Source organism: Pantoea sp. ME81, from assembly GCF_903970985.1.
Classification (GTDB): Bacteria; Pseudomonadota; Gammaproteobacteria; order Enterobacterales; family Enterobacteriaceae; genus Pantoea; species Pantoea communis.
Genome location: NZ_CAJCKS010000006.1, coordinates 20,419 through 47,100 on the forward strand (window position 1 = coordinate 20,419; position 26,682 = coordinate 47,100).

Genomic DNA, 26,682 nt, shown 5'->3' on the forward strand with positions numbered 1-26,682 from the left:
GACAGGTTCTGCTTGTCACGCAAACAGAACACCGACCAGTATCTACCTCTTAGGAGTTATTTCAAGCCCGTGATGCGCAGGGCTTTTATCCCAGCAGATTCACCACTGCAAAGCCGGCGAAGGTCATCAGCAGTGATCCAATCACATGCACCATCACGCTCGACATCGCCCAGAGGTATTTACCGGTTTGCAGCAAGCCGACAATTTCCGCTGAAAAGGTTGAGAAGGTGGTCAAACCGCCGCATAAGCCAGTGACAATCAGCAGTTTCCAGAAAGGGTCAATATGCGGATTGCGGACAAAAAACGCCAACGCTGCACCGATGATAAAACCACCGACCAGATTCACCATTAAAGTGCCCGGTGGCAGATTGGGAAACAGCGCGTTGAACCGCAGAGAAATAAGCCAGCGCAGTGAACAGCCCACGGCACCACCGAGCATCACAGCCAGTAACGACTTCAACATACTTTTGGAGCTCCTGAAATGAGTTACGCGCAGGGCCGCGGCAGGACAGAAAAACACCTGACACACCGCCGTCTCCCGCGCAGGGATACGAGTGTTGTCAGGCGTCATCAGCCGTCTGTTTCCAGAACGGCGGTTGGGGAAGGTGGCACGCCATCACCTTAGCGGCATGATAATACGCTGGCGTAGCGGGGGTGACAATATCGGTCAACGATTGGCTTACCTTTGCACACGATTATGTTTTAACGTGGAGAACAACATAAGAGAGGAGATCCCGATGCGTACCCTGATTTTTGATACTGATATTGGCGTGGATGATGCCTTTGCGCTGGCGTATGCGGCGCGGACGCAGCGGTTGCTGGGGATTACCACGGTGTTTGGCAATGTGGCGGTCGGGCAAGCAGTGAAAAATGCCCGGCTGTTCTGCGAGAAGATGGGGATTGAGGTACCGGTATATCGCGGTTGCTCCCGTCCGTTAGCATTAGCCCCTTCTGCGCCCGCTACGCTGCACGGCCTGGATGGATTAGGGGATGCGTTCGAGAACTCACACAGCGAAGCAGCCCCCAGCGCAGTGCAGTTCATTATTGATAGCGTGCGCGCTCAGCCCCATGCCATCACCATCGTGGCGATTGGACCGCTGACCAATATCGCCAGCGCCATCAACCAGGCGCCGGATATCATTCCATTGGTGAAAGAGCTGGTAATAATGGGCGGCGCATTTGGCACCGACGGCCATTCCGGCAACGTCTCGCCGTTTGCCGAATTCAATATCTGGAAAGATCCGCATGCCGCCGATCAAGTGCTGGCCTCGGCGCTGCCGGTGGTGGTATTACCGCTGGATGTGACGCACAAGGTGCTGATTACGGGCGATGAAGTGCGGCAGTTAAATCAGCCTGTACTCAGCGCGATATGCCGTCCGTATCTGGCGTACAGTCTGCAAAAGGAAGGGTTTGATGGCATGGCGCTGCATGACACGCTCACGCTCTCCTGGCTCGCGTTACCACAGGCGTTTGAAGTCACCGAAGCGCCTGTACGCGTGATAACGGAAGGCATCAGCCGTGGACAGACAGTGCGACGTCTCAGCGCCCTCGCCTCACGTGAAGATCCGTTTGCCGGATTACGCACACAGCGCTTGTGCCTCGGCGTGGATGCCGAAGCGGTCAGGGAACACTTTTTTGCCGCACTGCGGGCATGAGATCGGTGGTCGCTATCAAGGGCGTAATGCTTGCCAGTTAAGCGCCGGGTGATAACGCAGTCTTTTAAAAGGACACTATGGTTGAGGCCAGAGCGCGCCTCTTCCCCTGAACAGCCCCAGCACGCTCTTCAGCTTCAGTGCATGCTGTTAAAAACGGCACGATGGCTGAGGCCAGAGCGCCTCTGCTGCAGCAAGGGCTATCCGCAGCGCTGAGGCTTTTACGTTGGGCCAGGAGCCAGGCGCAGGGATGCGACTGGCAGTTCGGGTTGGCCAGGACGGCCTTACCCGAACGGTACGTAGGCACGACGTGGAAGCCGAAGGCACCGCGTCAGCGGCGCGAGGACGGCCCGGCAGCAGCAGAGGTGCTCAGGCCCGCATTCGCGCGCAGTGATACGCACCGACTACCTCGAAAAATGAATCACGCCCTTAATCAACTCACGATTGTTGATCACCTCTGACTCAAAGGTCTCCGCCAAAGTAGAAAAATCATAATGCCGATTCAGCATGATATCGGCACGAAGCTGACCCGAAGCCATCAACTCGCCGACTTTTCTGAAATCTTCGTGTGTGGCATTGCGACTGCCCATCAAGGTGGTTTCGCGTTTATGGAACTCGATATCCGGGATCACCAAATCCCCTTTGTGCAGGCCGACAAACACGATGGTGCCGCCATGACGAATCAGCTTCACCGCAGCGTTCATCGCCGCCGGGTTGCCGGTCGCATCAATCACCTTCGCCGCCAGACGTCCACCAAACTCTGCACGTAGCGTGGTGTCGAAATCTTCTGCCATCGGGTTGAGAGTCGCGAGCCCGAGCTTTTCTGCGACATGCGCACGTCGCGGTTCACTGGTATCGGCCACCACCACCTGCGCGCCTGCGGCCGCCGCAATCGCGGCTACACCTAAACCAATCGGTCCGGCACCGACCACCAGCACCTGCTCATCCGCTGCCACCGCCGCACGACGTACCGCATGCGCACTGATCGCAAAAGGCTCGATCAGTGCCGCCGCTTCTGGCGCCACATCATCAACAGCTAACAGGTTGCTGGCGGGTACGCTGAGGAACTCGCAGAAGCCACCATCCTGATGTACGCCAATTACCGAAATATTCTCGCAGCAGTTAGTTTTACCACTCAGACAGGCATCGCACTGCTGGCAGGAAACATAGGGAATCAGCGCCACGCGCTGCCCTACTTTGAAATCCGTTACTCGACAGCCCAGCTCCACCACTTCGCCACACAGCTCATGGCCCAGAACGCGTGGATAGCTAAAGAACGGCTGATTGCCCGCCCAGGCATGAATATCGGTGCCGCAAATCCCGGCGGCAATCGGTTTAATCACAACCTCCTGTTCGGCCGGAGTCGGTTTCTCACGCTGCTGCCACACCATATTGCGCGGCTCGGCAACCACCAGGGTTTTCATTGTTGTCATGGGCTTCTCCTGTGCTGATGTCGCAGTTTTGGCGAAAATCAGCCACCCGCGCCGTTTGCACATGCTGAAGTGTGAGGCAGCGCCCTTTTTTTGGGCTTTGTGTGGTTTTTAATAAATAAAAAACCGGAGAAGCGCATGAGCCGAAGCCTGAATTTACGCCAGAACGTGATCAATCAAATGCTGGAAGGCATCGCTAAACGCCACATCCGCTCTCCGCTGCCACCGCAAGCCGCGCTGGCGGAAATGTTCAATATCAGCCGCACCACCGTGCGCCATACCTTGCAGCATCTGCATGAGCGCGGCGTACTGGATAAAGTTGAAGAAACTTACGTTATCGTGCGCGATCCCAGCGAAGAGGATGGTTTTAGCGCATTAACGCCGCCGATCGATCAACAAGCGCGTCTGTTTGAACAGGCGTTTTTTAATCTGATTAACCAGCGACAGCTGATGCCCGGCGACAGTTTTAGTGAGTTGCAGCTGGCACAACAGGCCAAGGCCAGTCCGGTAGTGGTGCGCGAGTTCCTGCTGCGGTTTATGCGTTACGACCTGCTGGAACCGGTGAAGCGGGGTCACTGGCGCATGAAAAAGTTTGATCAACTCTACGCTGAAAACCTGTTCGAACTGCGTGAAATGCTGGAAACACATGCACTTACCCGCTTTCTCAACCTCCCCTCCAGTGATGAGCGCTGGATTCAGGCGCGCGACCTGCTGGATCGCCACCGTGCCATGCGCGACACCATCGCCAGTAACTATCGCCACTTTGCCGCGTTGGATAAAGAGATGCATACGCTGATTCTGTCAGCGGCTAATAATCCGTTCTTCAATCAGTCACTGGAGATCATCTCCGTGATTTTTCATTCACATTATCAATGGGATGAAACAGATTTAAAACAGCGTAACATCGTGGCACTGGAGGAACATATGGCTATTCTGACCGCGCTAATCAGCCGCCGGGACGTCGAAGCTTTGTGCGCGTTGCATAACCATCTTGGCACGGCGAAGTCATCGATGATCCGCTGCATTCGCCAGTACAATTAAAAACCGATTAAAAACCACAATTCTGAAGCGCCCGCACGAATCTGAAACATCCTCGCAACATCCCAACAGGTTTACTTCTAGTCTCCAAAGCAATCTGTTGTGGCAGCACCGTTTCGCTGCCGCAGGACCCCAACCCTCGATAACGATAAGACCCCATACCTGGGAGGTTGCAATGGAAAATACATCTGCACGTGGCCGTGACGCCGCGCCAACATCCGCAGTAGACGGGCAAGACTTTGTCCCGGCACGCGGCGATGTGGTGCGCTCACCGCGCATTAAGAAGATTCAGGTTACCGCCATGTTGCTGCTGCTGTTTGCGGCCATTATCAACTATCTCGATCGCAGTTCACTGTCGGTGGCCAACATGACCATTCGCGGCGAGCTGGGCTTATCGGCCACCGAAATTGGTGTGCTGCTCTCTGCGTTCTCGCTGGCTTACGGCTTAGCGCAGCTGCCATGTGGTGCACTGCTGGATCGCAAAGGACCGCGCATCATGCTGGCGCTTGGCATGTTTGTCTGGTCACTGTTCCAGGCCGCTGCCGGTCTGGTGCATAACTTCACGCAGTTTGTGCTGGTGCGTATCGGGTTGGGGATTGGTGAAGCGCCGATGAACCCGTGCGGCGTTAAAGTAATTAACGACTGGTTCAACATCAAAGATCGCGGCATGCCGATGGGGATGTTTAACGCCGCGTCGATGATTGGCCTGTCGATTGCGCCACCGATTCTGGCAGCGATGATGCTGGTAATGGGCTGGCGCGGCATGTTCGTCACCATCGGCGTGCTGGGTATGTTCCTCGCCATTGGCTGGTATGTGATGTACCGCAACCGCGACAACAGCCAGCTGAGCGGTGAAGAGATTCACTATCTGCAAGCGGGCAGCGTGGCATCACGCAAAGAGCCGCTGAGCTTTGCCGAGTGGCGCGGTTTGTTCAAGCAGCGCACCATGTGGGGCATGATGATTGGCTTCAGCGGCATCAACTACACCGCGTGGCTCTACATTGCCTGGCTGCCGGGTTATCTGCAATCGACCTATCATCTGGATCTGAAAAGCACCGGGTTGCTGGCGGCGATTCCATTCCTGTTTGGCGCAGCGGGCATGTTGCTGAACGGCTATGTGGTAGATGCCTTGGTGCGTCGTGGAATGGATGCAGTGAAAGTGCGTAAGGTATCGATTGTCAGCGGCATGCTGCTGTCTGCAGCCTTCACCACTTTCGTCACCCGTGCAACAGACACCACCAGTGCAGTGACGCTGATTGGCATGGCGCTGTTCTGCATTCACTTTGCCGGGACATCTTGCTGGGGCTTGATTCACGCTAACGTTACCGCACGTATGACGGCATCGGTGGGCAGCATCCAGAACTTCGCCAGCTTTGTGTTTGCCTCGTTTGCGCCGGTGATCACCGGTTGGGTGCTGGATACCACCAAGTCGTTTAGCCTGGCGCTGATGATTTGTGCAGGCGTCACCGTGGTGGGTGCGCTGGCTTATCTACTGCTGGTGCGTAAACCGATTACGGATGGAGTGTAAGTCGTCAATAGCGCGATAAATCGCACCGCTACGCCAGAGCGCATGTTTTTTGTAGCGGCGCAATTTATTGCGCAATCAGTTCGCAGCCGGTTCGTAGCCAGTTCGCCGTCATTTACAGGGTAAAAAACCGCGTTTCACACTGCCGCGCGATCTCCCACAGCTTATTGCGAATCACCTGTTTCAACTGCAAGGTCGATTGCGATTGTGGCTGGTCGCGGCGGCTGATCAGCATCACTTCAAACGGCAGCGGTTGTGCCACCGGCAGCAGTTTTAGCTGGTCGGCATAGCGGCAGGCGGTAAACAGATCCACTACGCCCACACCGCCGCCTGCCAGCACCATATCAGCAATCACCGAATAGGTTTTGATCGACAGCGACACCGCCGGGTCCAGCCCTTTGTCACGCAAAGCGCGATGCAGCACGCGCCCAAGTGGGTCTTGGTTCTGCATCATCAACAGGTTGTTGGCACACAACCACTTCAGCGTGGCGGGTTCGTTATGAGTGTGATGCTTCGGCAGTAGCGCCACCATCGACGATTGAAACAGCGGTTCCGCCAGCAGATCGGCATCGACCTGCTGACCAAACACCAGCGCGAAATCGAGCTGGTTATCCATGATCATCTGGCACAGCGTGCTGAAGTGCTCGGTCACTAACTCCACACTCACCGACGCAGCCTGCTGTCGCCAGTTGACCAGTGCGGGCGCTAATACCATCTGACCAAAAGCGTGTGCAGCTCCCACACGCACCGTTTGCCCCTCGCCGCGCCGCAACTGCTCGGTAAGTTGGGTGATGGAGTGTAAACGCTGGTAGAGATCTTCCACTTCGGGCAGTAAACGCCGACCTTCTGCGGTGACCACCATCCCCTGCGCACGCCGTTCAAACAGGGCAAATCCCAACTGCTGCTCGGCGTGCGTTAAGACGCGGCTGACATTTGGCTGCGACACATTGAGCAATCGCGCCGCCGCACTGATGCTGCCGGTCTGCACTATCGCCTGAAAAACCTCAATGTGTCGCAATCGCATAATTACTCGCCCCAGGTCGCTTCAAGCACGCGCAGCCAGTTGCCGTGGCAAATTTTTTCCAGCAGTTCGCGCGAATAACCACGTGCCGCCAGCGCGTTCACCACCAGTGGGAAACCGGCCACATCTTTCATGTCGCCTGGCATGGTGGCACCATCCAGATCCGAGCCGAAACCGACGCCATCTTCCCCCACTTTTTCCAGCAGGTATTCCACGTGCTGCACGATGGCATCCACGGTGGTCGGCGCATGTCGATCGCCATCTTCACGCAGGAACGGCACGGCGAAATTCACGCCGACAAAGCCGTGGGATTCTTTGATCGCCGCCAGCTGGCGATCGGTGAGGTTGCGCGACTGCGCACTGATGACATGTGCATTGGAGTGGCTCGCCACCAGCGGTGCATCGCTGATCTCGGCCGTGTGCCAGAAGCCCTTCTCATCCATGTGCGACAGGTCAACCATGATGCGGCGCTGATTACAGTCACGCACCAGCTGTTTACCCGCTGCGGTTAAGCCGTTGCCGACATCCGGCGATGACGGATACAGGAACGGCACGCCCTCACCAAATTGATTCGGGCGACTCCACAGTGGCCCCAGCGTACGAAGACCGCTGGCATACAGGATATCCAGTAGCTCGCCGTTGGTATCCAGCGCTTCCGCCCCTTCCACGTGCATCACCACCGCCAGCACGCCCCTGGCCATGCAGTCGCGAATATCGCGCACGCTGCGGCAAATTTTCACTTGCCCCTCTGAGGCCTGTTCGATGCGCAGCAGCAACGCCAGCATCGAAAAAGTGGCATCACGCGCAGCGCCAATAATTTCCTGAGGAAAATCTGAGAGGTCTGGCGCACTTCTTGCAATCAGAGGGTGAGACGGCACCCAGGTGGCAAATATCCCACCTACCATATTTCCTTGACGGATACGCGGCAGGTCCATCTGACCGCGTCCAGTGCCCTGCAGGAAGGCCTGCACCGCGTTGGGTTGATGGTGTTGCCAGAGTTTATTGAGCACATCGTTATGACCGTCAAAGACCGGAATGTTGATGATTTCAGACATGTTGTGTCGGTTCCATATTCGGGAGAAAGCGCAAGTTCTGCCTGCTGGCGGGGCAAATTGCACCAAAAAGAGGCAAGGCTTCACGCATGAAACAAATGACTTAATCCCATTATTAATCCTCTCGCACAGCGGGAAAGTCAAGACAAAAAACAGCAAAATAACTAAATTTAATTTTAATAATCAATAACTTGGAGTTGCCATGGTAACCAGAAGACGTTTTCTCGCAGGATGCGCCGCCGTCCCTGCTTTTTCCTATCTGAGTCTCAACACCGCCTTCGCTGATACGCCACCGAGTATGTTCGTGATGGCGATGCAGCTGGACAACATTACCAGCCTTGACCCCCATGAAAGCTTTGAAGCCACCGGCGGCCAGATTTGCGGCAACATGTATCAGCGCCTGGTCACGCCGGACCCGCAGAAAGCCGATAAAGTGATTGGCCAGCTGGCGAAGAGCTGGGATGTGAGCAGCGATAACAGCACCTACACCTTCCATCTCGATCCGGCAGCCAAATTCGCCGATGGCACAGCGCTCACCGCAGAAGATGTCGCCTATTCGATTGAACGTATCGTCAAGCTGGATAAAAGCCCGGCCTTTATCATCAACCAGTTCGGCTTCACTAAAGACAATGTGACGCAGATGGTCACGGCGAAAGATGCGCATACCGTGGAGATGAAACTCGGTGCACCAGCGGCTGAAACCTTCCTGCTGTATTGCCTCTCCGCCACCGTTGGCAGCATCGTGTCGAAGAAGGCCTGTGAAGCCAACCAACAGAACAACGACTTCGGTAATGCGTGGCTGAAACAGCACAGCGCCGGTTCGGGTGCCTTCACCCTGCGTACCTGGAAAGCCAGTGAAACGGTGATCCTGGAACTGAGCCCGCTGTATGCCGACAAGAGCAAAATTAAGCGCGTGATCCTGAAGCACATCACCGACCCGGCCGCTCAGGCGCTGATGGTGAAGAAAGGCGACGTGGATGCGGCCTACGATCTCACTACCGAGCAGTTGTTGCAGGTGAAGAACGACAGCAACGTGTCGCTGATGAATCAGTCGCTGTCAGCCATCATGCTGATGTCGTGCAACACCAACAATGAATACCTGAAAAAGCCGCAGGTGTGGCAAGCTCTGAAGTGGGCGCTGGATTACGACAGCATCCAGAAAAACATCCTGTCGATGAGCTTTATTACCCATCAAAGCTTCCTGCCGAGCGGCTTCCCGGCAGCGCTTGACGACACGCCGTTCCACAAAGATGTGGCGAAAGCTAAGTCGCTGCTGGCGGAAGCGGGTTATCCCGATGGATTTGAGATCACCCTCGATCACTACTCAATGCAGCCGTATCCCGATATCGCTCAGGCGATCCAGACCCAGTTGGGCGCGATTGGCATCAAAGTGTCATTGATTGCCGCCGAAAACCGCCAGGTGTTGACCAAGATGCGTGCGCGTCAGCATCAGTTGGCACTGACCGTGTGGGGCGCGGACTATTTCGATCCGAATTCCAACACCGAAGCCTTCTGCGTGAATACCGACAACAGCGAAAATGCCCGCAGCCGCACGCTGGCATGGCGCTGCAGCTGGTCAGATGAAGAGTTCAACAAACTGACTGAACATGCACTGCACGAGCCGGATCCGGCGAAACGTATTGCACTCTATCAGCAGATTCAGCAGCTGGGCCGCGAGAAAAGTCCGTTCATCTACATGATGCAGAAAACCAAAAATGTCGCCTGCGGCAAAAACATCTCAGATGTGCACATGACGGTACTGGAGCAGTGGCCATACGATCAGGTGAAAAAAGCCTGATGCCTTTACTGAAGAAAATCGTCACCACCCTGGGTAGCCTGGTGCTGACGCTGTTTGGTCTGTCTGTACTGACCTTCTTTATTGGTCGAGTGATGCCCACCGATCCAGTGCTGGCGGCGGTGGGCGATAACGCACCGCAGTCTGTGGTGGATCGCGTGCGACTGGAAATGGGGCTGGATCAGCCCCTCTACATCCAGTTCGGCCACTACCTCAATCAACTGCTGCACGGCGATCTCGGGAAATCGATTCTCACCTCAAATCCGGTGACCACCGATATTGCGCGCTTCTTCCCCGCCACCATGGAACTGGCGACAGCGGCGATTATTATCGCTGCGCTGGTCGGTATTCCGCTGGGAGTCTGGGCGGCAGTACGGCAAAGCACGTGGGTCGATCAGACCATTCGCGTGGTGTGCCTCGCTGGGCACTCACTACCGGTGTTTGTGCTGGCGCTGCTGAGCCTGCTGGTGTTCTACGCCGTGCTCGGCATTGCGCCCGGCCCAGGGCGGCAGGACATCATCTGGCAGGATATGGTGCCGCAGGTCACCGGCTTTCTTACCATCGACTCATTGCTCGCCGGTGAAACGGATGCCTTCTGGGATGCGCTGGCACACATGGCGCAGCCGGTCTTGATCCTTGCCTACTTCAGCATGGCCTACATCACACGTATGACGCGCACCTTTATGCTCAATGCCTTGAGCGGTGAATTTGTGATCACTGCGCGTGCGAAAGGGCTGTCATCGCGCCGGGTGATCTGGCGGCATGCCTTTCCGACCGTGGCGGTACAGCTGGTGACGGTGCTGGCGCTGACCTACGCCGGATTGCTGGAGGGTGCGGTCGTTACCGAAAACGTTTTCTCCTGGCCCGGCCTCGGCCAGTATCTCACCACCTCGCTGATGAACGCCGACATGAACCCGGTGGTCGGTGCCACGCTGCTGGTCGGTACCGTATACGTGCTACTGAATCTGCTGGCTGACCTTCTTTATCGACTTTGGGACCCACGCGTAAAATGATCTTCTTCTCTCGTGACTGGCTGCTGGACGATACGCCAGCCAATCGCCGTCAGGCGGTGTGGGGCCGACGCTATCGTTTGTGGCTCAGCCTGCGCAGCAACCCGCTGGCAATGGCAGGATTAGCGGTCATCGCCGTCATGCTATTACTGGCGCTGTTTGCCCCGTGGCTGACGCCGTTTGACCCTGGCACACAGCATCTGGAAAACCGTCTGGCGGCTCCTTCTGTCGCACACTGGCTCGGCACTGATGAACTCGGCCGCGATGTCTGGACGCGCATTATCTATGGCGGACGCACCACGCTTGGCATGGTGATCGCCGTGGTACTGCTCACCGCCCCGCTCGGCCTGCTGATTGGCTGTATCGCGGGCTATGCCGGTGGGATTGTGGATAAGACGCTGATGCGTATCACCGACATCTTCCTCGCCTTCCCGCGTTTGATTCTGGCGCTGGCGTTTGTGGCCGCACTGAAACCCGGCGTGGAGAGCGCGATTCTGGCGATTGCCTTAACCGCCTGGCCGCCGTACGCGCGTCTGGCGCGTGCCGAAACCATGCAGTTCCGCCACAGCGATTTTATCGCCGCTAGCCGACTCACCGGTGCCTCGCCGTTGCGCATCATCCTGCGCCACATCATGCCACTGTGCGTGCCGAGCCTGATTGTGCGCGTCACGCTGGATATGAGTTCCATCATCATCACCGCCGCCAGCCTTGGCTTCCTGGGGATGGGCGCGCAGCCGCCCTCGCCCGAATGGGGCACCATGATTGCCACCGCGCGCCGCTTCCTGTTCAGCGAATGGTGGGTGCCGCTGATGCCGTGTATCGCCATTTTCCTGACCTCACTGGCGTTTAACTTTCTCGGCGACGGTCTGCGCGACGTGCTGGATCCTAAGGAGCGCTAAATGCTGGTGGAAATTGAAAACCTGCGCATTGCCTTTCGCAGTCGCACAGAGACCTTTGAAGCGGTACGCGGCGTGAGTTTTAGCGTGGGCCGCGAGAAGTTTGCCATTGTTGGCGAGAGCGGATCGGGTAAGTCGCTGACCGCTCGCTGTTTGATGCAATTACTGCCGGGCAATGCGGAGGTGACCGCCGACGTATTGCGTTTTGACGGTATCGATCTGCGCGGCGCCAGTGAAAAAGTGCTGCGTCAGATTCGCGGCAAACGCGTGGGCTTCATCCTGCAGGACCCAAAATATTCACTCAATCCAGTGATGACCATTGGCCAGCAGATCGCCGAAGCCTGGCGCGAGCACAAAGGCGGCAGCCGTAAAGCGGCAATGCTGGCGGCGATTGATCTGCTGGAGCAGGTGAAAATTCGTGATGCTGCCGCCGTGGCTAAACGCTATCCGCATGAAGTTTCCGGCGGGATGGGCCAGCGCGTGATGATTGCCATGATGCTGGCACCGGATCCGGAACTGCTGATCGCCGATGAGCCCACCAGCGCGCTGGATGCCACGGTACAGGCAGAGATCCTCAAGCTGATTGACGATCTGGTTTCCGCGCGCGGGATGGGGTTGATCCTGATCAGCCACGATCTGCCTTTGGTGTCGCACTTTTGCGATCGCGTGGCGGTGATGTACGCCGGGCGCATTGTCGAATTGCTGGACGCCGGGCAGTTACAGCAGGCTCAGCATCCGTATACGCGCGGCTTACTGGCCTGTTTGCCTTCGTTAAAACATCCGCGCGAGCGTTTACCGGTATTACAGCGCGATGCGGCGTGGCGGGAATAGCGCAATGCCCCTCAACGCGGTTGTCCAACTCTACGCCCGCTGGATGCGTACCGTTCAACGAACGCACAGAATTTACAGGCAGCTTCATGATTGAAATTGATAACCTGCGCATCGCCTTTGGTGCGCATCAGGTAGTGAAAGGCGTCAGCTTCGCGGTCGCCAACGGCGAAAGCTTTGGCATGGTCGGCGAAAGTGGTTCGGGCAAATCCACCATTCTGCGCGCCCTCGCCGGACTCAATGCCGATTGGCAAGGCAGCATGAAATTTGGCGGCATGGAACTGGGCGCTAAACGCAGCCGCGCGTTCTATCGCCAGGTGCAGATGGTGTTTCAGGATCCGTTTGGTTCGCTGCATCCGCGTCAGACCATCGACCGCATCCTGCATGAGCCGTTGCTGGTGCATCAGCTCGATCGCGCGGAACAGCGCATCAGCCAGGCGCTGAGCGAGGTCGGCTTACCGGCCGCTGTGCGTTTCCGTTATCCGCATCAGCTTTCGGGCGGTCAGCGTCAGCGCGTGGCGATTGCCCGCGCGTTGATTGCCGAGCCAGAAGTGCTGCTGCTGGATGAGCCCACGTCGGCGCTGGATGTGTCGGTGCAGGCGGAAATCCTGAATTTACTCAGCGATCTACGCACTGAGCGCAAACTCACCTACATTATGGTGACGCATAACCTCGCGGTGGTGACCCATCTATGCCAGCGCATTGGGGTGATGCAGCACGGTGAGATGGTGGAGCAATTGAGCGCGGAGGATTTACGCGCGCGCCGCATCCAGCATCCGCATACCGCTCAACTGTTTGATCTCAGCATGACGCTGGAGGAACCGGCATGACCGCGAACGGGCAACAGTCTGCTGATATCGCACCACTTTTCGATCTCAGCATGACGCTGGAGGAACCAGTATGACCGCGAACTGGCAACAGGCCGCCGAGGTGGCGCAGCAGATAACACAAGGCTGGCAGCAGCCCGGCGCACCGGGTGGTGCGATAGTCCTGTTTGATGCCCATCATATTCACTCAACACACTGCGCCGGTCTGGCCGATCTGGCGCAACAGACCCCCTTCGGCGCCGACAGCGTGGTGCGTTTTGCCTCGATAACCAAGCATCTGTTTGCCGCGCTGGTCACCGGGCCGGGCCGTCGCTACCTGCAACTCAACGATAAGCTGGTGCAGCATCTGCCGCAGCTTACAGGCGCCAACGGCCAGATCACCGTCGGCCAGGCGCTGGACATGAGCAGCGGCTTGCCCGACGTGCGTGAAACCCTGTCGCTGCTCGGCTTGTCGGTGTACAACGCCACCAGCGCTGCTGATCTGCTGGATTTTGTCGCACAGGAAGGCGATCTCAGCTATCCGCCCGGCAGCGAGATTTCATACACCAATACCGGCTACCGCCTGGTGGAAGAGGCGCTGAAAGCCAAAGGTGTGCTGTTCAACGATCTGCTGCAGCAATATATCTGCGAGCCGCTGGATATCAGTTTGGTCGCGCCGGAAACCTGGTTCGATATCGTGCCGGGACTGGTGCCGGGTTACTGGCAAAACGGCGCGCAGTGGCAGCTCTCCAGCGCTGGATTACACCTTTCCGCCTCGGGCAGCGTGACCGGCAGCGTCAATCATCTGACGCGCTGGCTGCAAAGTCTGCTGGCGGACAGCGGACCCGGCGCGGGCGTGCTGCAACGCCTGAGCGCGCCACGCCATCTCAATGACGGCCGTACCAGCGGCTACGGGCTGGGTATCACCAGTTCCACGCTGGGCAGCCAGACGCTGTTCGGTCACGGCGGTTCGCATGCGGGTTATAAAAGCTATTTCCTGCTGCATCCGGAGCTGAAGCTGGGCGTGGCGATTGTTGCCAACCGCGAAGATGTGGCGACCTCAGAAAGTGCACTGCGGGTGATGGCAGCGCTGCTGAATCGCACGCTGCCGGAAAAAGGGCACGACCTGACGCCGGGCTTATACGTGGCAGAAAACGCCGCCGACTGGCTGGAGATTCAGGGTGTGACCGCGACCTGGCTGGGTGCCGGTGAAACGCTGTGGCGCGCCGATCCTCATGGCGATGCAGTGTCGCTTTCCAGCACCTTCCCGATCAAACTGCGCCATGAAGGTGCAGCGATTGTCGGTGAGATTGGTCATGCGCCGCGCCGTTTTGTTCCAGTACAGGCGGACAGCGCCAGCCTTGAGCATCTGCAAGGCCGCTGGTTCGCACATGCCTGGCGCAGCGAAATGGTGATTGAGGGCGATCGCCTGGTAATGGGCATCGGTCCGGCAGCGATTCATGCCAGCTTGCAATCGCTGGGCAACGATCGCGTGCTCGCCACCGCGCAGGATGGACCGTGGGAAAAACGCTTTGTGATAGCGCGCGAAGGTGACTCGCTGCGGCTGCTGCTCAATCGCAGCCGCGTGGTGAGATTTACGCGCTAAGCGGTCGTCTGGTCAATTCAACACATCAGTCAAAGCTGCCATTTTTATAAATGGCAGCCTCTTTTCTTTAAACCACTGTGTGGCGCAGACGACCAATCTTTTCGATCTCGACTTCAATCACATCGCCGGGGAACATAAACAGCGGTGGCGTGCGTTTTTTTCCAACGCCGCCCGGTGAACCGGTGATGATCACATCGCCTGCTGACAGCGGGCTAAACGCTGAAATGTATTCGATGATTTTCGCCACCGGATGCACCATGCTGGCGGTGGTGTCGTTCTGCACTTCACGCTGATTCAGCCAGGTTTTGATCGCCAACTGCTGCGGATCGGGGATCTCATCTGAGGTGGTCATCCATGGACCAAAACCGCCAGTCTGCTGCCAGTTTTTTCCGGCGGTAAACCAGGTGAACTGCATGTCACGTACGGTGGCATCCATAAAGCAGCTGTAACCGGCAACGTGTTGCAGCGCATCGGCCGCTTTAACCTGATAGGCCGGCTTACCGATGATGACGGCCAGTTCGCCTTCGTAATCAAATTCCTGGGTGGTGGCCGGTTTCAACAGCGGCTGCTCATGCCCCGCCAGGGAATCCGCGAAACGGACGAACAGCGTCGGCGCTTCGATAGTCTCGGCAAACTCTTTACGCTTGTCCGCGTAGTTCATGCCGACACAGAACACTTTTCCAGGATTTTCCACTACCGGAAGAAAGCGAATTGCGCTGAACGGGTGATCAGCCGGCAGTGAGCTAAAGGCTTCCAGGTCGCTGACTGCGCCGCGTTGTAACAAAGATTTCAGGTCCGGGCACTCCGCGCCGAGGCGCGAACCGACATCAATCACGCCTTCTTCCCGCACGATTCCGTAACTTTTTCTTTCCTGGTCAATAAGATAAAAACTGCAGAGCTGCATGACTGCCTCGTTGTTATATATAAATTGCGCGCAGGTTACCAAAAGCCAGCAGGAAATGCGGTACGACCTGCCAATAATGTGCCTAAGCGTTGATACGTGATTGCTGATCTATTGATTGCCATCCATGGCAACCCTGCAAACATCCGTCAGGTACGCAGTCCTGGCAACCCTACGCGCATCTGTAGGGTGCGCACCAACATTACGACTGCGTACTCGCCAAATAAGAGAACGCACTCAGCAGGCTGATCAATGTGCCCATCTGCTCGGCGCGATAACCCACGGTCACCGCATCAATGCGCGTTACACCGGGAATCAGACTGAACAAATCCGCGAGCACCGGTTTGCTGGCTTGTAACTGCATCTCATAAGGTGCGGTCAAACGCGTGGTACTGACCTGGCGCGCACGCTGTACCGCCGCAGTAGCGGCGGCACGAATGGCGTTTTGTGCGGCTTGCGGGCTAATGGACTCCGCGCAGGTGTGGGAAATCGCGCGTTTCACACAGACGTAATCCACTGACGGATAGTGTTCGGCGATCCAGCCTTGTAGTTGATCGTCCCCGCTCACCAGCCACAGCGGTGTACCCTGTTCGGCGGCGGCGGCAGCGTAGATGTCGCTTTCGCCCATCACTTTGCCGTTGATATGGATGCGCCAAAAAGCACGGCCGTTAATGGTGTGCGCTAGCACGCCGGGTTCGCCCGCCGCGCTGTGATAGCCGATAAAGAACAGGCCATCGAAGGGCTGCTGCTCAATGCCTTCCACCATCGACAAGCCACGCGGCTTGCCTTGCACCATGCGCGCACGCGGATCGATGTTTTCTGCGCGCAGGTTGGTCATTTGCGCATGGCTGTCGGCCACCACCACTTCGGTGGCTCCGCCGGCAAACGCGCCGTCGATAGCGGCGTTGACCTCCTGCTCCATCAGTCCGCGTGCCAGCTGGTATTCCGCATGGCCGGGGGAGCACTGTTCCGGACGCATCACGCCCGCGATACCTTCAATGTCAGCAGAGATGAATATTTTCATAAGTCAGGCAAATTCCGTGCGGGTTGGAACACGGTCGCCATAAATGGCGACCCTACGGGGAACAGTGCGTCACAGGCCGCTTTTAAGCTGACCTCAGACGCTGATGAGAGAGGTACCCTAAGTGGCAATCCTGTCATGGGCAGTAAAACCGATGGCGGCCCTACGGTTTGGCCAATTCATCCAGCACCTGCGTCAGCGACGGGCGATGATGGCCGCGAAAACCGGTGACCGCTTCGGCACTTAATAGCGCATCCAGCACCGCGTGTTCAGTGGCATCAGCGGCGGCGGCAAGCAGCGGTTCCAGTGCCGCATCTTCCGGCGGGTTTGGCTGGGTTTGCGTGGAGAAGGCCACAGCAATATCGCCTGATCCATGTCCCCAATAACTGCCTAAACGGCCTAATCCGGCACCGGCGCGTTTAGCGATACGCTTAAGCTGGCGCGCATCCAGCGGCGCATCGGTGGCCATGATAATGATGATGGAGCCGGCATCACGCTGCGGCGTCAGCTCTGGCAGCAGCGGTCCGATCATTTCACCAAGTCGCACACCATCCAGCGTTAACGCATTCAGTGCCCCAAAGTTAGCCAGCACCAGCACGCCCAACGTGGCATTCAGTGACGGAATTAAGCGCGATGCGCTGCCAATCCCGCCTTTCAAACTGAAGCAGCTCATGCCACGTCCGGCACCGACGCTGCCACGGGCGAAATCGGCCTGCGCCGAATCGAGCGCATCCTGCGCCATGGCTTCGGTAACAGCCAGCGCCTGAATGTCATTCAGCCAGCCGTCGTTGCACTCCAGCGCTAGCGGATTGACGGTAGGCAAACTGCGACCCAACTCCGGGTTACGGCTGATGGCGTCACGCACCAGTGTGGTAAACAGCGTGCCGACTGCCAGCGTGTTGCTGAGCAAGATCGGCGTTTGCAGCACGCCCAACTCTTCGATTTGCACCAACCCGACGGGCTTGGCAAAGCCATTAAAGACCGCCGCGCCGCAGGGTAACGGCTTGAGAAACAGGTTATCGCCCGGCGGCACAATCGCCGTCACACCGGTTTGTCTCTCACCGTCTGCCAGCGTGTGATGACCGACGCGCACGCCGGGCACATCGCTGATGCGATTGGTGGCACCACAAGCACTGCGTGGTTGCCCGAGCTGGCGTTCAGTGCGCCAGCGTTGCAGCAGTAGATCGCGCTGCAGTTGTTGAAAATCCATGTTTAGCTCTTCAGTTTGGGATCGAGCGTATCGCGCAGCGCATCACCCAGCAGGTTAAACGCCAGCACAGTAATGAAAATGGCCAGACCGGGGAACACGCTGACGTGCCATAAACCGCCCATCATCATGCTGCGGCTCATCGCCAGGATATTTCCCCACTCCGGCACATCCGGTTCCGGGCCCAGACCAATAAAGCTGAGGCCCGCTGCCGTTAGAATACTGGTGCCGATACGCATGGTGAAATAGACAATCACATTGGAGAGCGTGCCGGGCAGAATGTGGCGCAGCAGGATCACGCGATCGGGCGCACCGGCGCAGCGCACCGCTTCGACATACGCAGCCTGTTTGAGCGACAGCGTCGAGGCGCGCACGATGCGGGCAAAGACCGGCACGCTGAACACCGCCACGGCGATAATCACGTTATTCAGTCCCGGACCGAGAATCGCCACCACTGCAATCGCCAGCAGCATACCGGGAAAGGCAAACAGCACGTCGGAACCGCGCATGATCAGCATGTCAATCCAGCGACCGTAATAGCCCGCCAGCAAGCCGAGCAGCACGCCCACCACCATGCCCAGCGTCACCGACAGCACGCCGACGTAAAGCGAGATGCGTGCACCGTAGATGATGCGGCTCAACAGGTCGCGTCCCAGATCATCAGTACCCATCCAGTGTGCCGCTGAAGGGGGTGATGATAAGGCCATCCAGTCCGGTGCCATCGGATCCCACGGTGCCAGCCAGGGCGCGAAGATCGCCACAATCACCAGCAGCAATACAAAACCGCCGGAGACCAGCGCCAGCGGATTGCGCACAAAGGCGTGCAGGAAATCGCGCCACGGCGAGCGGATGGTTTGTGGTGTTGCGGCAGAGAGAGATTCTGTACTCATCACGACTCCTGTCGCAGGCGAATGGCTGGATTGACCACGGCATACAGCAGATCCACCAGCAGGTTAATCACAATAAATTCAAACACGAACAGCATCACCAGCGCCTGAATCACCGGTTGATCTTGTGCTTTGATCGACTCGATCAACAGCCAGCCCAAACCGGGCCAGTTGAAGACGCTCTCCACCACGATCGATCCGCCGAGCAGAAAACCGAACTGCAAGCCGAGCATGGTGATCACCGGGATCAGGGCATTACGCATCACGTGCTTCCACGTCACCAGCCGATTGCGCAGCCCTTTGGCTTTGGCGGTGCGCACGTAATCTTCCTGCGCTACTTCGAGGAAGGCGGAACGAGTGAAGCGTGCCATCACGGCGGCCACCGAGGAACCCAACGTAATGGCGGGCAGAATAATGTCGCTGGCTTTGTTGAAGCCACTCACTGAGAACAGGCCAAACGGCATAGCGACGAACTGGATCAGCAGCAGGCCAAGCCAGAAGGTCGGCATCGAGATGCCACCGACGGCGACGCTCATCAATGTCCAGTCCTGCCATTTACCACGCTTCAGCGCCGCCAGCACACCGAGGAACAGACCGAGAATCACTGACCAGGCGAAGCCCGCCAACGCCAGCCACAGGGTTGGCATAAAGCCTTGCTTGATCACCTGCAGCACCGGCTGTTGCGTGCGGTAAGTGACGCCGAGATCGCCACGCAGCAGCCCACCGATCCAGTTAACGTATTGCTGCGGCAGCGGATCGTTGAGTCCAAGATGCTGGCGCGCGGCTTCGACCGCTTCAATCGGCGCGTCTGGACCGGCGTAAATGCGCGCCGGATCGCCGGGTAGCAGCTTAATAAAGCCGAACACCAGCAGCGAGACCACCAGCAGGACAGGGATCATCTCCAGCAGCCGACGAATGATGTATGCGAACATGCGCTTCCTTTAAATTGGGGACGCCCTCTCCCGTTTGCAGGAGAGGGTTAGGGTGAGGGATTAACGCCCTGCCTTACTTAAATGCCGCCTGGGTGTAGAGGAAGTTGCCATCTGCCAGCATCGATACGCCGGTCAGGTTGCTGCGCTTGCCTACCAGGTTATCTGGCGTGCCGAGGAAGGCGACGGGCGCATCTTTCCACAGCATTTTCTGGGCTTCCGCATAGGCTTCACCGCGCTTAGCCGGATCGGCGGTGGCTAACCCACCAGCAATGGCTTTATCCACATCCGGATTGCTGAAGTACGAAACGTTATACGAGGTCGGTACCCAGGATTCGGTGGCATACAGCGGGCGCAGCGCCCAGTCCGCATCGCCGGTCGAGGTTGACCAGCCGCCGTAATAGAGGTCGAATTCGGCTGCTTTAGGATCCTTAACGCCCCACAGTTTGGCGTTGCGCGTACCGGAATCCATTGGCGTCACTGTGGCGCGAATGCCCACCGTTGCCAGCTGGGCTTTCAGCACCTGCGCCGCGCGCACGCTGGCGGTGGTGTTGGTGGTCCACAGTTTCAGATCCAGACCGTTCGGATAGCCGGCAGCTTTCAACAAGGCTTTGGCTTCATCCGGGGCGTAGTGATAATTCGGTTCGCTCTGTTTCTGGTAGAACTGCACCCCTTCCGGCATCGCGGACGAAGCGGGTTTACCCATGCCAGCAAACGCCACTTTCAGCCACAGATTGCGGTCGATGGCGTAGTTGATCGCCTGACGCACGCGCACATCCGCCAATGGTTTGTGCTGGGTGTTGATCGCCATGTAGTAGAGATAAATACTCGGATCGCGTTGGATCGCTAATTTGCTGTCGCTCTGCACAGTCGCGATCAGATCCGACGGCAGCGGCCAGATCGCATCCACCTGTCCTGATTTCAATGCGGCAACGCGCGTGGCATCTTCCGGACTTGGCGAGAAGGTCACTTTATCCACCTTCGGCCAGCCTTTCTGCCAGTAGCCATCGTACTTCACCAGTGAAACGGCCTTGCCCGGTTGCCAGTCAACAAACTTGAACGGACCGGTGCCAACTGGATGCAGGCGCAGCTGCGCTTCCTCTGGGTATTGTTTGAGGATCGCCGGGCTCCACATCACTGCTGACGGGTGTGCCAGGGTGTTGATGAAAGCACCAAAGGATTGGTTAAGGTCAATTTTCACCTGATCCGGCGCCAGCACCGTGACGTTGGCAATCATCTTATACAGGCTGTTGCGCTTCAGGCCTTTGGTCTGATCGGCGAGGCGATCGAGGTTGGCCTTGACCGCTTCAGCATCAAACGGCGTGCCGTCCTGGAAAGTGACGCCTTTACGCAGCGTCAGGGTAAATTCGGTGGCGTTGTCGTTATTGGTATAACCGGTCGCCAGCCAGGGTTGCAGCTTCATCTGCGCATCGAACTGGAACAGGCGTTCAAAGATACCGCTCTGCACCGAATAGCTGACGTTATCCGAGGTATCGTGTGGATCGAGACCGGTGATATCGGCATACATCGAAATACGCAGATCCTGCGCCTGCGCGGCGGCAGCCAGCGCGAGGGTCAAGCCAAAAGCCAGTGACGAACGGCGAAAAAGGGTTTTCATGAAATCTCCTGGTATTGAGCGTTAGCGCGATGCAATGTCGTCAGCGACCCAGTGTTGCGGTGCAACCTGGCGATAACGGGGTTTGGTGACCGTTTCGCCCAACTTGCGCAGCGGCGAAGGAATTTCGCTATCTTCGAAAGTACGGGTCTGACGGTTCTGTGGATCGGCCACCGGCACCGAGGCCAGCAGACGTTGGGTATAGGGATGTTGCGGCTGATTGAACACCGACTGGCGCGGGCCAAGCTCGACAATCTGGCCGAGATACATCACCGCCACGCGGTTAGCGATACGCTCCACCACCGCCATGTCATGTGAGATGAAAATCCACGCGACGCCAGTCTGCTTTTGCAGGTCCATCATCAGGTTCACCACCTGCGCCTGGATCGAGACATCCAGTGCCGAGACGGCCTCATCGGCGATGATGACTTTCGGTTTCAAGGCCATGGCGCGGGCAATCGCAATACGCTGGCGCTGGCCGCCGGAAAACTCATGGGGATAACGCGTGGCATGTTCGGGCAACAGACCAACGCTTTTCAGCAAGGCTTCAACCTGCGGCGTGGCTTCTTCCAGCGATTTCACCAGACCGTGCAGCAGCAGCGGCTCGGCAATGGTGAAGCCCACGGTCAGACGCGGGTTTAAAGAGGCGTAGGGATCCTGAAATACCATCTGGATTTCGCGGCGCAGCGGTTGAAACTCCGCCTCTTTCAGATTAGCGATTTCATTGCCCTGGAAATGAATGCTGTCAGACTGACTCTTGATCAGGCGCATCAGCGCGCGGCCGGTAGTGGATTTGCCGCAGCCGCTCTCACCCACAATCGCCAGGGTTTCACCCGGCCACAGGCTGAAGTCGATCTGCTCCACCGCATGCACTTGATGGGTCAGGGCTGAAAAGATGCCACTGCGAATCGGGTAATAGACTTTTAAACCGCGCACATCCAGCAATGGCGTTTCGTCATAACGGGCGGTGCGCTGCTCACCGCTATCGGCGGGCTGAGTGGCGCCCAACAGTGGAAAACGCTGCGGCCAGGATTGTTCACGCATGTCGCCCAGTTTCGGCACAGCAGCAAGCAGCGCTTTGGTATAAGGATGCTGTGGCGCGTTGAAGATGTCCGCGACCGTACCCTGTTCCACGACTTCGCCGCGCAGCATCACCACCACGCGGTCGGCAATTTCCGCCACCACGCCCATGTCATGGGTGATAAACAGCACTGCCATCTGCTTCTCGCGTTGCAGGTCGCGCAGGATGTGCAGAATGCGCGCCTGCACGGTGACGTCCAGCGCGGTAGTGGGTTCGTCGGCAATCAGCAGCTGTGGATCGCACGCCAGCGCCTGCGCAATCATCACGCGCTGGCGCATGCCGCCCGACAGCGAGTGCGGGTAGCTTTTCATCACGCGATCGACATCGGCAATCCGCACCTGGCGCAGCAGTGCCCGTGCACGCGCATCCGCAGCGGCTTTGTCGCACATCTGATGGTCACGCAGTGCTTCCGTCAACTGATCGCCCACCCGCAGTACCGGGTTGAGCGAGGTCATCGGCTCCTGAAAAATCATCGCCATTTCGCGCCCGCGCAAGGTGCGGCGTTGGGTTTCATCCAGCGTTTCCAGCGTGTGGGCTTTACCCTGACGATCGCGGAACTGCATGCTGCCGCGATCGATACGGCCTGAAGCGGCCAGCAGGCCCATCACCGCCAGCGAAGTGACCGATTTGCCCGAGCCGCTTTCACCGACAACGGCGACGACTTCACCGGGATAAATGGCAAAACTGATGCCTTTCAGTGCCTGATTTACGCCGCTGCGGCCGCGAAACGAGACGCTAAGATCCTGTATCGCGAGTACCGGCGCGGGACCGGCAACGCTGGCGGCGTTGGGAGTAAGTAAAGTGTCCGTCATCGTTGCCTCTTGCGGTTACAGCCAGATTCGGCCTTGAGCGTAGGAAAGGAAGGGTGAGCTATCGGCGGCCAGCCAGATGGGGCCATCGAGATCCACGTGTTCTGCAGCAATCGCCACCGGCAGCGCAGCTTCCATTGCGAGTGAGGAGCCCAGCATGCAGCCGACCATCAGACGCATATCCAGCTTTTGCGCTTCTTCGACCATCGCTAAGGCTTCGGTCAGGCCGCCGCACTTATCCAGCTTGATGTTGATCATCTCGTAGCGATTACGCAGCTCGGCGATGTCTTCACGCGTGTGGCAACTCTCATCGGCGCACACCGGGATCGGGTGGTTAAACCGTTGCAGATCCTGGTCTTGTCCGGCAGGCAGCGGCTGTTCAACCATGGCGATGTTGTACGCTTGCAGCGCGGTAAGCAGGCTTTGCAGATCGACGCCCGACCAGGCTTCGTTGGCGTCAATGATCAAGGTGGCACGTGGCGCAGCCTTTCTGATGGCCGCCACTTTCTCTAAAATCTCGTCACGATTCAGTTTGATTTTCAGCAGGATGGCACCACGCGATACCGCGTCAGCGGCGGCAGCTGCCATGTTTTCGATGGAGTCGAGGCTTAAGGTCTCCGCCGTGATCACCGAAGGCGGTGCAGTGCGTTCGCACTGCTGCCACAGTGTCTGCTTCGCCAGCGCGGCATCAAGGCGCCACAGCGCACAGTCCAGCGCATTACGCGCTGAACCGGCAGATAAACGGCTTTGCAGATCGATTCGGCTTAAGCCCGCTTCGACATCCTTACGCATCGCTTCCAGCTGCGCCTCGACGCTATCTGGTGTTTCATCGTAACGCGGTGTCGGCGTGCACTCGCCACGACCAATAAAGCCGTTCTGCTCCAGCGTGACGCGAATGACAGTGACGGCGGTACGCGTGCCACGCGAAATAGCGAAAGGACGCGCCAGCGGCAGCTCCAGCACTTCAATCTGCATGCGCCGCATCTTAGCCACGCTCCTGCAGCAGGGCGGCGATATCCGCGATACCAAAACGCACCGGATCGGTGGCCGGCACGCCGAATTCGGCGCTAACTTCCGCACAATAGGCGCGAGCTTCTTCTTCGCTGTAGTTGGAGGTGTTGATGGCAAAACCGGCCAGTTGCACATTATCGCTGGTGACATCGGCCGCGCGCAGGTTGGCCTCCACGCAATCTTTCAAACTCACCATCGGCTGATGCGGTAAATGACGCATGTGCGGACGGCCCATTTCGTGACACATCACCAGCCAGTGCGGCTGCGCACCGTGAATCAGACCCATGCTGACGCCCGCATAAGAAGGATGGAACAGCGAGCCCTGACCTTCAACGATATCCCAGTGGTCGGCATCATTGGCGGGTGACAGGGCTTCTACAGCACCGGCGATGAAATCGGCAATCACCGCATCAATCGCGATGCCTTCACCAGCAACCAGAATGCCGGTTTGTCCGGTGGCGCGGAAATCCGCCTTCATGCCGCGTTCACGCATTGCCGCTTCCAGCGCTAGCGAGGTGTACATCTTGCCGACTGAGCAGTCCGTACCGACAGTAAGTACACGCTTACCTGTACGCTTTTTACCGCTACCAACATTCAGTTTTGGACGCATATGGCGCAGGTCAAACAGCTCAACGCCAAACTCCTGGGCTAACGCCACCAGCTCTGGCTCATCCACCAGGCGATGGTGCAAGCCGCTCGCCACGTTCATGCCTGCTTTGATCGCACCTTTAACGGTATCGAGCCAGTGCTCCGGCAGATAACCACCGGCATTGGCGGTGCCCAGTACCAGCGTTTTTGCGCCACGTTCTTTTGCCGTGGCGATATCGAGTACGTCCAGACCTAAGCTGACAGTACAGCCCGGCAGTTTAATTTCGCCGACGCACTGCTCAGGGCGCCAGACGTGAATGCCGCGCGCCGTTTTAGCGGCCAGTGGATCGGTGACATCGCCAAGGAACAATAAATAGGGTTGAGGGATCAGCATGATGTTTCTCGTTTCAGACGGGTTAGAGGGTCTGAATCGACTATTCCATGCGGGTTAAGAGGTGACGAATGCTTGTTTGGTAGCGGGGTATAACATCAGGCTATAGCCAGATCCAAAACTGATGGTTAAGGGTACTAAGCCATTGATAGAGAGAAAATTCGAGGCGTTATTGAGCGGGGGAGATAAGAAAATCATTGATAACCACAGGTCGATCCCTGACCGCGATTATCGAGGGTATAAATGCGATTAATGCAGTGCGCCTGGTGGGACGTGCTTGAAAGTCTCAACATATGCACGAAACACGTAGCGGAAAAAACGTTTCATTGGATACCTGGCTCAAAAATTGTTGAAGAAATACGCGAAAAGTATAACTAACGCGCGTTTTTCACGCAATTATTTTTGAGCCAGATCACAAAATGAGGGGTTTGGCAGATGCCTGAATTAGCCGAAGAGGTTGAGATGTTGATTAAGGATGGTGCAGCCGATGCTGATCAGTACCAGTCCACCCAGCACTTCCGCCCATTTACCCATCACCGGACCGATAAAGCGACCCACCATCACGCCAGTCGTGGCCATGATGGTGGTAGCGGCACCAATGGTCAGCGCGGTAAGCACAATATTCACCTGCAGGAATGCCAGGCCGACGCCCACCGCCAGCGCATCAAGACTGGTGGCCACCGCGGTCAATGCTAAGACCATAAAGCCATGACGCTGTGGTGCTTCGCAGGGTTCATCCGCCGTCTGACGGAAACCTTCCATCATCATGCGGCCGCCAAGAACGGTTAACAGGGCAAAGGCCACCCAGTGATCCCATGCCATGATGTAGCGACTGGCCGCCAGGCCAATCGCCCAGCCAATCAGCGGCGTCAGCATTTCAATCACACCAAAGATCAGGCCGGTGCGCAGCGCTTCTTTGAAGTTCGGGCGATGCAGCGACGCGCCTTTGCCCAGTGCTGCGGCGAAAGCGTCCATCGACATACCAAAGGCCAGAATCAGAGTTGCGATAAATGTCATGGGTTTTCAATCAATGCCGCGAAAAATGCCTTCAAGCGAGCGATTTTCCGCATCTATTGTTCAGTAATGAAAAAGTGCGCGCAGTCTAGCACGCAAAATCACCAAAAAAAAGACAGTAAAATCATGGATTTAAGTATAGCAAAGGCTATAACTCTTAACTTGCGCTATTTATGACGCTAAGTGGATGGAATAGAAGAATTTTCTTAGGGTGACCCGGCACAGGGATTGCACGCCAGCACGCTTTTATGCGCTAATGCCCGCGCTAATTGATAGGAAACCTGCGATGAAAAACCCGTTTGAAACGCTGATTATCCCTGGCGGAATCCTGCTGCTGGGCTTTCTCTCCGCGCTGCTATTGCCCGCGCCGCAATTCGGCCTGGAATTATCCAGACGGATTCAGGAGATGCTGCATTTGCAGGACCTGAATCAGCTCTACACTATCGTGTTTTGCCTGTGGTTCCTGCTGCTGGGCGCGATTGAATTTTTTGTCATCCGCTTTGCATGGCGTCGCCTCGCTAAGCAGTGATCCCCCACCGCCGCGTAATGCTTTTTTCCTCTGACCACTG

24 protein-coding genes and 1 riboswitch are annotated in these 26,682 nt (G+C 57.4%); of the genes, 10 read left to right on the forward strand and 14 right to left on the reverse strand.

The window, feature by feature from the left end:
* Positions 1-85: 85 nt before the first annotated feature.
* Positions 86-463, reverse strand: a complete 378-nt coding sequence (gene crcB, locus H7A81_RS02200) for a fluoride efflux transporter CrcB (RefSeq protein WP_034819910.1) — start codon at positions 461-463, stop codon at positions 86-88.
* Positions 464-554: 91 nt separating this feature from the next.
* A riboswitch (Fluoride riboswitch) is annotated at positions 555-630 on the reverse strand.
* 107 nt (positions 631-737) lie between these two features.
* Here crcB and H7A81_RS02205 point away from each other — a divergent pair.
* Positions 738-1,655, forward strand: a complete 918-nt coding sequence (locus H7A81_RS02205; protein WP_182056600.1) for a nucleoside hydrolase — start codon at positions 738-740, stop codon at positions 1,653-1,655.
* 401 nt (positions 1,656-2,056) lie between these two features.
* On the opposite strand, the gene H7A81_RS02210 is transcribed toward H7A81_RS02205, so the two are convergent.
* The gene (locus tag H7A81_RS02210) at positions 2,057-3,085 is read right to left on the reverse strand and encodes a zinc-binding alcohol dehydrogenase family protein (protein ID WP_182056601.1); all 1,029 of its coding nucleotides are present in this window, start codon (positions 3,083-3,085) and stop codon (positions 2,057-2,059) included.
* Positions 3,086-3,220: 135 nt separating this feature from the next.
* On the opposite strand from H7A81_RS02210, the gene H7A81_RS02215 reads away from it, so the two are divergent.
* Positions 3,221-4,123, forward strand: coding sequence for a GntR family transcriptional regulator (locus H7A81_RS02215; protein ID WP_182056602.1), 903 nt, complete (start codon positions 3,221-3,223; stop codon positions 4,121-4,123).
* A gap of 172 nt (positions 4,124-4,295) precedes the next feature.
* The gene (locus tag H7A81_RS02220) at positions 4,296-5,648 is read left to right on the forward strand and encodes an MFS transporter (RefSeq protein WP_166935159.1); all 1,353 of its coding nucleotides are present in this window, start codon (positions 4,296-4,298) and stop codon (positions 5,646-5,648) included.
* Between the two features lie 112 nt (positions 5,649-5,760).
* Here the strand turns inward: H7A81_RS02220 and H7A81_RS02225 are convergent, their stop codons facing one another.
* Positions 5,761-6,669, reverse strand: coding sequence for a LysR family transcriptional regulator (locus H7A81_RS02225; RefSeq protein WP_182056603.1), 909 nt, complete (start codon positions 6,667-6,669; stop codon positions 5,761-5,763).
* Positions 6,670-6,671: 2 nt separating this feature from the next.
* Positions 6,672-7,721, reverse strand: a complete 1,050-nt coding sequence (locus H7A81_RS02230) for a dipeptidase (protein ID WP_182056604.1) — start codon at positions 7,719-7,721, stop codon at positions 6,672-6,674.
* A 199-nt stretch (positions 7,722-7,920) separates the two neighbouring features.
* Here H7A81_RS02230 and H7A81_RS02235 point away from each other — a divergent pair, with 199 nt between their 5' ends.
* From H7A81_RS02235 to H7A81_RS02260, 6 genes are all read left to right on the forward strand, one after another.
* Positions 7,921-9,516 (forward strand): ABC transporter substrate-binding protein, encoded by a 1,596-nt coding sequence (locus H7A81_RS02235; RefSeq protein WP_182056605.1) that lies wholly within the window; start codon positions 7,921-7,923, stop codon positions 9,514-9,516.
* Positions 9,516-10,526 carry an ABC transporter permease gene (locus tag H7A81_RS02240; protein ID WP_182056606.1) on the forward strand — a complete coding sequence of 337 codons (1,011 nt, stop codon included), beginning with the start codon at positions 9,516-9,518 and terminating at the stop codon, positions 10,524-10,526. Before H7A81_RS02235 ends, H7A81_RS02240 begins: the two co-directional genes overlap by 1 nt.
* On the forward strand, positions 10,523-11,422 hold the full coding sequence (locus H7A81_RS02245) for an ABC transporter permease (RefSeq protein WP_034819942.1): 900 nt from the start codon (positions 10,523-10,525) through the stop codon (positions 11,420-11,422). Before H7A81_RS02240 ends, H7A81_RS02245 begins: the two co-directional genes overlap by 4 nt.
* Positions 11,423-12,250, forward strand: a complete 828-nt coding sequence (locus H7A81_RS02250) for an ABC transporter ATP-binding protein (RefSeq protein ID WP_034819944.1) — start codon at positions 11,423-11,425, stop codon at positions 12,248-12,250. It begins immediately after the preceding gene.
* A gap of 86 nt (positions 12,251-12,336) precedes the next feature.
* Positions 12,337-13,077 carry an ABC transporter ATP-binding protein gene (locus tag H7A81_RS02255; RefSeq protein WP_097119471.1) on the forward strand — a complete coding sequence of 247 codons (741 nt, stop codon included), beginning with the start codon at positions 12,337-12,339 and terminating at the stop codon, positions 13,075-13,077.
* A gap of 70 nt (positions 13,078-13,147) precedes the next feature.
* Positions 13,148-14,659, forward strand: a complete 1,512-nt coding sequence (locus H7A81_RS02260) for a serine hydrolase (protein WP_166935151.1) — start codon at positions 13,148-13,150, stop codon at positions 14,657-14,659.
* A 67-nt stretch (positions 14,660-14,726) separates the two neighbouring features.
* Here H7A81_RS02260 and H7A81_RS02265 read toward each other — a convergent pair whose 3' ends face one another.
* The 10 genes from H7A81_RS02265 to mntP all read right to left on the reverse strand — a co-directional run bounded on the left by H7A81_RS02265 (position 14,727) and on the right by mntP (position 26,116).
* Entirely contained in the window at positions 14,727-15,563 is an 837-nt protein-coding gene (locus tag H7A81_RS02265; RefSeq protein WP_166935150.1) for a fumarylacetoacetate hydrolase family protein, read from the reverse strand.
* Positions 15,564-15,762: 199 nt separating this feature from the next.
* Positions 15,763-16,584 (reverse strand): M55 family metallopeptidase, encoded by an 822-nt coding sequence (locus H7A81_RS02270; RefSeq protein WP_182056607.1) that lies wholly within the window; start codon positions 16,582-16,584, stop codon positions 15,763-15,765.
* Positions 16,585-16,744: 160 nt separating this feature from the next.
* Positions 16,745-17,791 (reverse strand): P1 family peptidase, encoded by a 1,047-nt coding sequence (locus H7A81_RS02275; protein WP_182056608.1) that lies wholly within the window; start codon positions 17,789-17,791, stop codon positions 16,745-16,747.
* Between the two features lie 2 nt (positions 17,792-17,793).
* Complete coding sequence (locus tag H7A81_RS02280; protein ID WP_034819962.1) at positions 17,794-18,678, reverse strand: ABC transporter permease subunit; 885 nt, start codon at positions 18,676-18,678, stop codon at positions 17,794-17,796.
* Positions 18,678-19,607 carry an ABC transporter permease gene (locus tag H7A81_RS02285; RefSeq protein ID WP_045814153.1) on the reverse strand — a complete coding sequence of 310 codons (930 nt, stop codon included), beginning with the start codon at positions 19,605-19,607 and terminating at the stop codon, positions 18,678-18,680. The genes H7A81_RS02280 and H7A81_RS02285 overlap by 1 nt, the downstream gene beginning before the upstream one ends.
* A gap of 73 nt (positions 19,608-19,680) precedes the next feature.
* The gene (locus tag H7A81_RS02290) at positions 19,681-21,222 is read right to left on the reverse strand and encodes a glutathione ABC transporter substrate-binding protein (protein WP_160869267.1); all 1,542 of its coding nucleotides are present in this window, start codon (positions 21,220-21,222) and stop codon (positions 19,681-19,683) included.
* Between the two features lie 21 nt (positions 21,223-21,243).
* Positions 21,244-23,112 carry an ABC transporter ATP-binding protein gene (locus H7A81_RS02295; protein WP_166935147.1) on the reverse strand — a complete coding sequence of 623 codons (1,869 nt, stop codon included), beginning with the start codon at positions 23,110-23,112 and terminating at the stop codon, positions 21,244-21,246.
* 15 nt (positions 23,113-23,127) lie between these two features.
* A complete protein-coding gene (gene dgcA, locus H7A81_RS02300; RefSeq protein WP_182056609.1) occupies positions 23,128-24,093 on the reverse strand; it encodes an N-acetyl-D-Glu racemase DgcA in 966 nt (321 codons plus the stop codon).
* Between the two features lies 1 nt (position 24,094).
* Positions 24,095-25,102, reverse strand: a complete 1,008-nt coding sequence (dgcN, locus tag H7A81_RS02305) for an N-acetyltransferase DgcN (RefSeq protein WP_038644154.1) — start codon at positions 25,100-25,102, stop codon at positions 24,095-24,097.
* Between the two features lie 441 nt (positions 25,103-25,543).
* The gene (mntP, locus tag H7A81_RS02310) at positions 25,544-26,116 is read right to left on the reverse strand and encodes a manganese efflux pump MntP (protein ID WP_058960691.1); all 573 of its coding nucleotides are present in this window, start codon (positions 26,114-26,116) and stop codon (positions 25,544-25,546) included.
* Between the two features lie 283 nt (positions 26,117-26,399).
* Between mntP and H7A81_RS02315 the strand changes: the two genes are divergently transcribed.
* Positions 26,400-26,642, forward strand: coding sequence for a DUF1158 domain-containing protein (locus H7A81_RS02315; protein ID WP_034819984.1), 243 nt, complete (start codon positions 26,400-26,402; stop codon positions 26,640-26,642).
* The last annotated feature ends 40 nt before the right edge of the window (positions 26,643-26,682 follow it).

Excerpts from the sequence above, each read along its gene's own strand:
- crcB (WP_034819910.1), bottom strand. The coding sequence starts at position 463 with ATGTTGAAGTCGTTACTGGCTGTGATGCTCGGTGGTGCCGTGGGCTGT.
- H7A81_RS02205 (WP_182056600.1), top strand. The coding sequence starts at position 738 with ATGCGTACCCTGATTTTTGATACTGATATTGGCGTGGATGATGCCTTT.
- H7A81_RS02210 (WP_182056601.1), bottom strand. The coding sequence starts at position 3,085 with ATGACAACAATGAAAACCCTGGTGGTTGCCGAGCCGCGCAATATGGTG.
- H7A81_RS02215 (WP_182056602.1), top strand. The coding sequence starts at position 3,221 with ATGAGCCGAAGCCTGAATTTACGCCAGAACGTGATCAATCAAATGCTG.
- H7A81_RS02220 (WP_166935159.1), top strand. The coding sequence starts at position 4,296 with ATGGAAAATACATCTGCACGTGGCCGTGACGCCGCGCCAACATCCGCA.
- H7A81_RS02225 (WP_182056603.1), bottom strand. The coding sequence starts at position 6,669 with ATGCGATTGCGACACATTGAGGTTTTTCAGGCGATAGTGCAGACCGGC.
- H7A81_RS02230 (WP_182056604.1), bottom strand. The coding sequence starts at position 7,721 with ATGTCTGAAATCATCAACATTCCGGTCTTTGACGGTCATAACGATGTG.
- H7A81_RS02235 (WP_182056605.1), top strand. The coding sequence starts at position 7,921 with ATGGTAACCAGAAGACGTTTTCTCGCAGGATGCGCCGCCGTCCCTGCT.
- H7A81_RS02240 (WP_182056606.1), top strand. The coding sequence starts at position 9,516 with ATGCCTTTACTGAAGAAAATCGTCACCACCCTGGGTAGCCTGGTGCTG.
- H7A81_RS02245 (WP_034819942.1), top strand. The coding sequence starts at position 10,523 with ATGATCTTCTTCTCTCGTGACTGGCTGCTGGACGATACGCCAGCCAAT.
- H7A81_RS02250 (WP_034819944.1), top strand. The coding sequence starts at position 11,423 with ATGCTGGTGGAAATTGAAAACCTGCGCATTGCCTTTCGCAGTCGCACA.
- H7A81_RS02255 (WP_097119471.1), top strand. The coding sequence starts at position 12,337 with ATGATTGAAATTGATAACCTGCGCATCGCCTTTGGTGCGCATCAGGTA.
- H7A81_RS02260 (WP_166935151.1), top strand. The coding sequence starts at position 13,148 with ATGACCGCGAACTGGCAACAGGCCGCCGAGGTGGCGCAGCAGATAACA.
- H7A81_RS02265 (WP_166935150.1), bottom strand. The coding sequence starts at position 15,563 with ATGCAGCTCTGCAGTTTTTATCTTATTGACCAGGAAAGAAAAAGTTAC.
- H7A81_RS02270 (WP_182056607.1), bottom strand. The coding sequence starts at position 16,584 with ATGAAAATATTCATCTCTGCTGACATTGAAGGTATCGCGGGCGTGATG.
- H7A81_RS02275 (WP_182056608.1), bottom strand. The coding sequence starts at position 17,791 with ATGGATTTTCAACAACTGCAGCGCGATCTACTGCTGCAACGCTGGCGC.
- H7A81_RS02280 (WP_034819962.1), bottom strand. The coding sequence starts at position 18,678 with ATGAGTACAGAATCTCTCTCTGCCGCAACACCACAAACCATCCGCTCG.
- H7A81_RS02285 (WP_045814153.1), bottom strand. The coding sequence starts at position 19,607 with ATGTTCGCATACATCATTCGTCGGCTGCTGGAGATGATCCCTGTCCTG.
- H7A81_RS02290 (WP_160869267.1), bottom strand. The coding sequence starts at position 21,222 with ATGAAAACCCTTTTTCGCCGTTCGTCACTGGCTTTTGGCTTGACCCTC.
- H7A81_RS02295 (WP_166935147.1), bottom strand. The coding sequence starts at position 23,112 with ATGACGGACACTTTACTTACTCCCAACGCCGCCAGCGTTGCCGGTCCC.
- dgcA (WP_182056609.1), bottom strand. The coding sequence starts at position 24,093 with ATGCGGCGCATGCAGATTGAAGTGCTGGAGCTGCCGCTGGCGCGTCCT.
- dgcN (WP_038644154.1), bottom strand. The coding sequence starts at position 25,102 with ATGCTGATCCCTCAACCCTATTTATTGTTCCTTGGCGATGTCACCGAT.
- mntP (WP_058960691.1), bottom strand. The coding sequence starts at position 26,116 with ATGACATTTATCGCAACTCTGATTCTGGCCTTTGGTATGTCGATGGAC.
- H7A81_RS02315 (WP_034819984.1), top strand. The coding sequence starts at position 26,400 with ATGAAAAACCCGTTTGAAACGCTGATTATCCCTGGCGGAATCCTGCTG.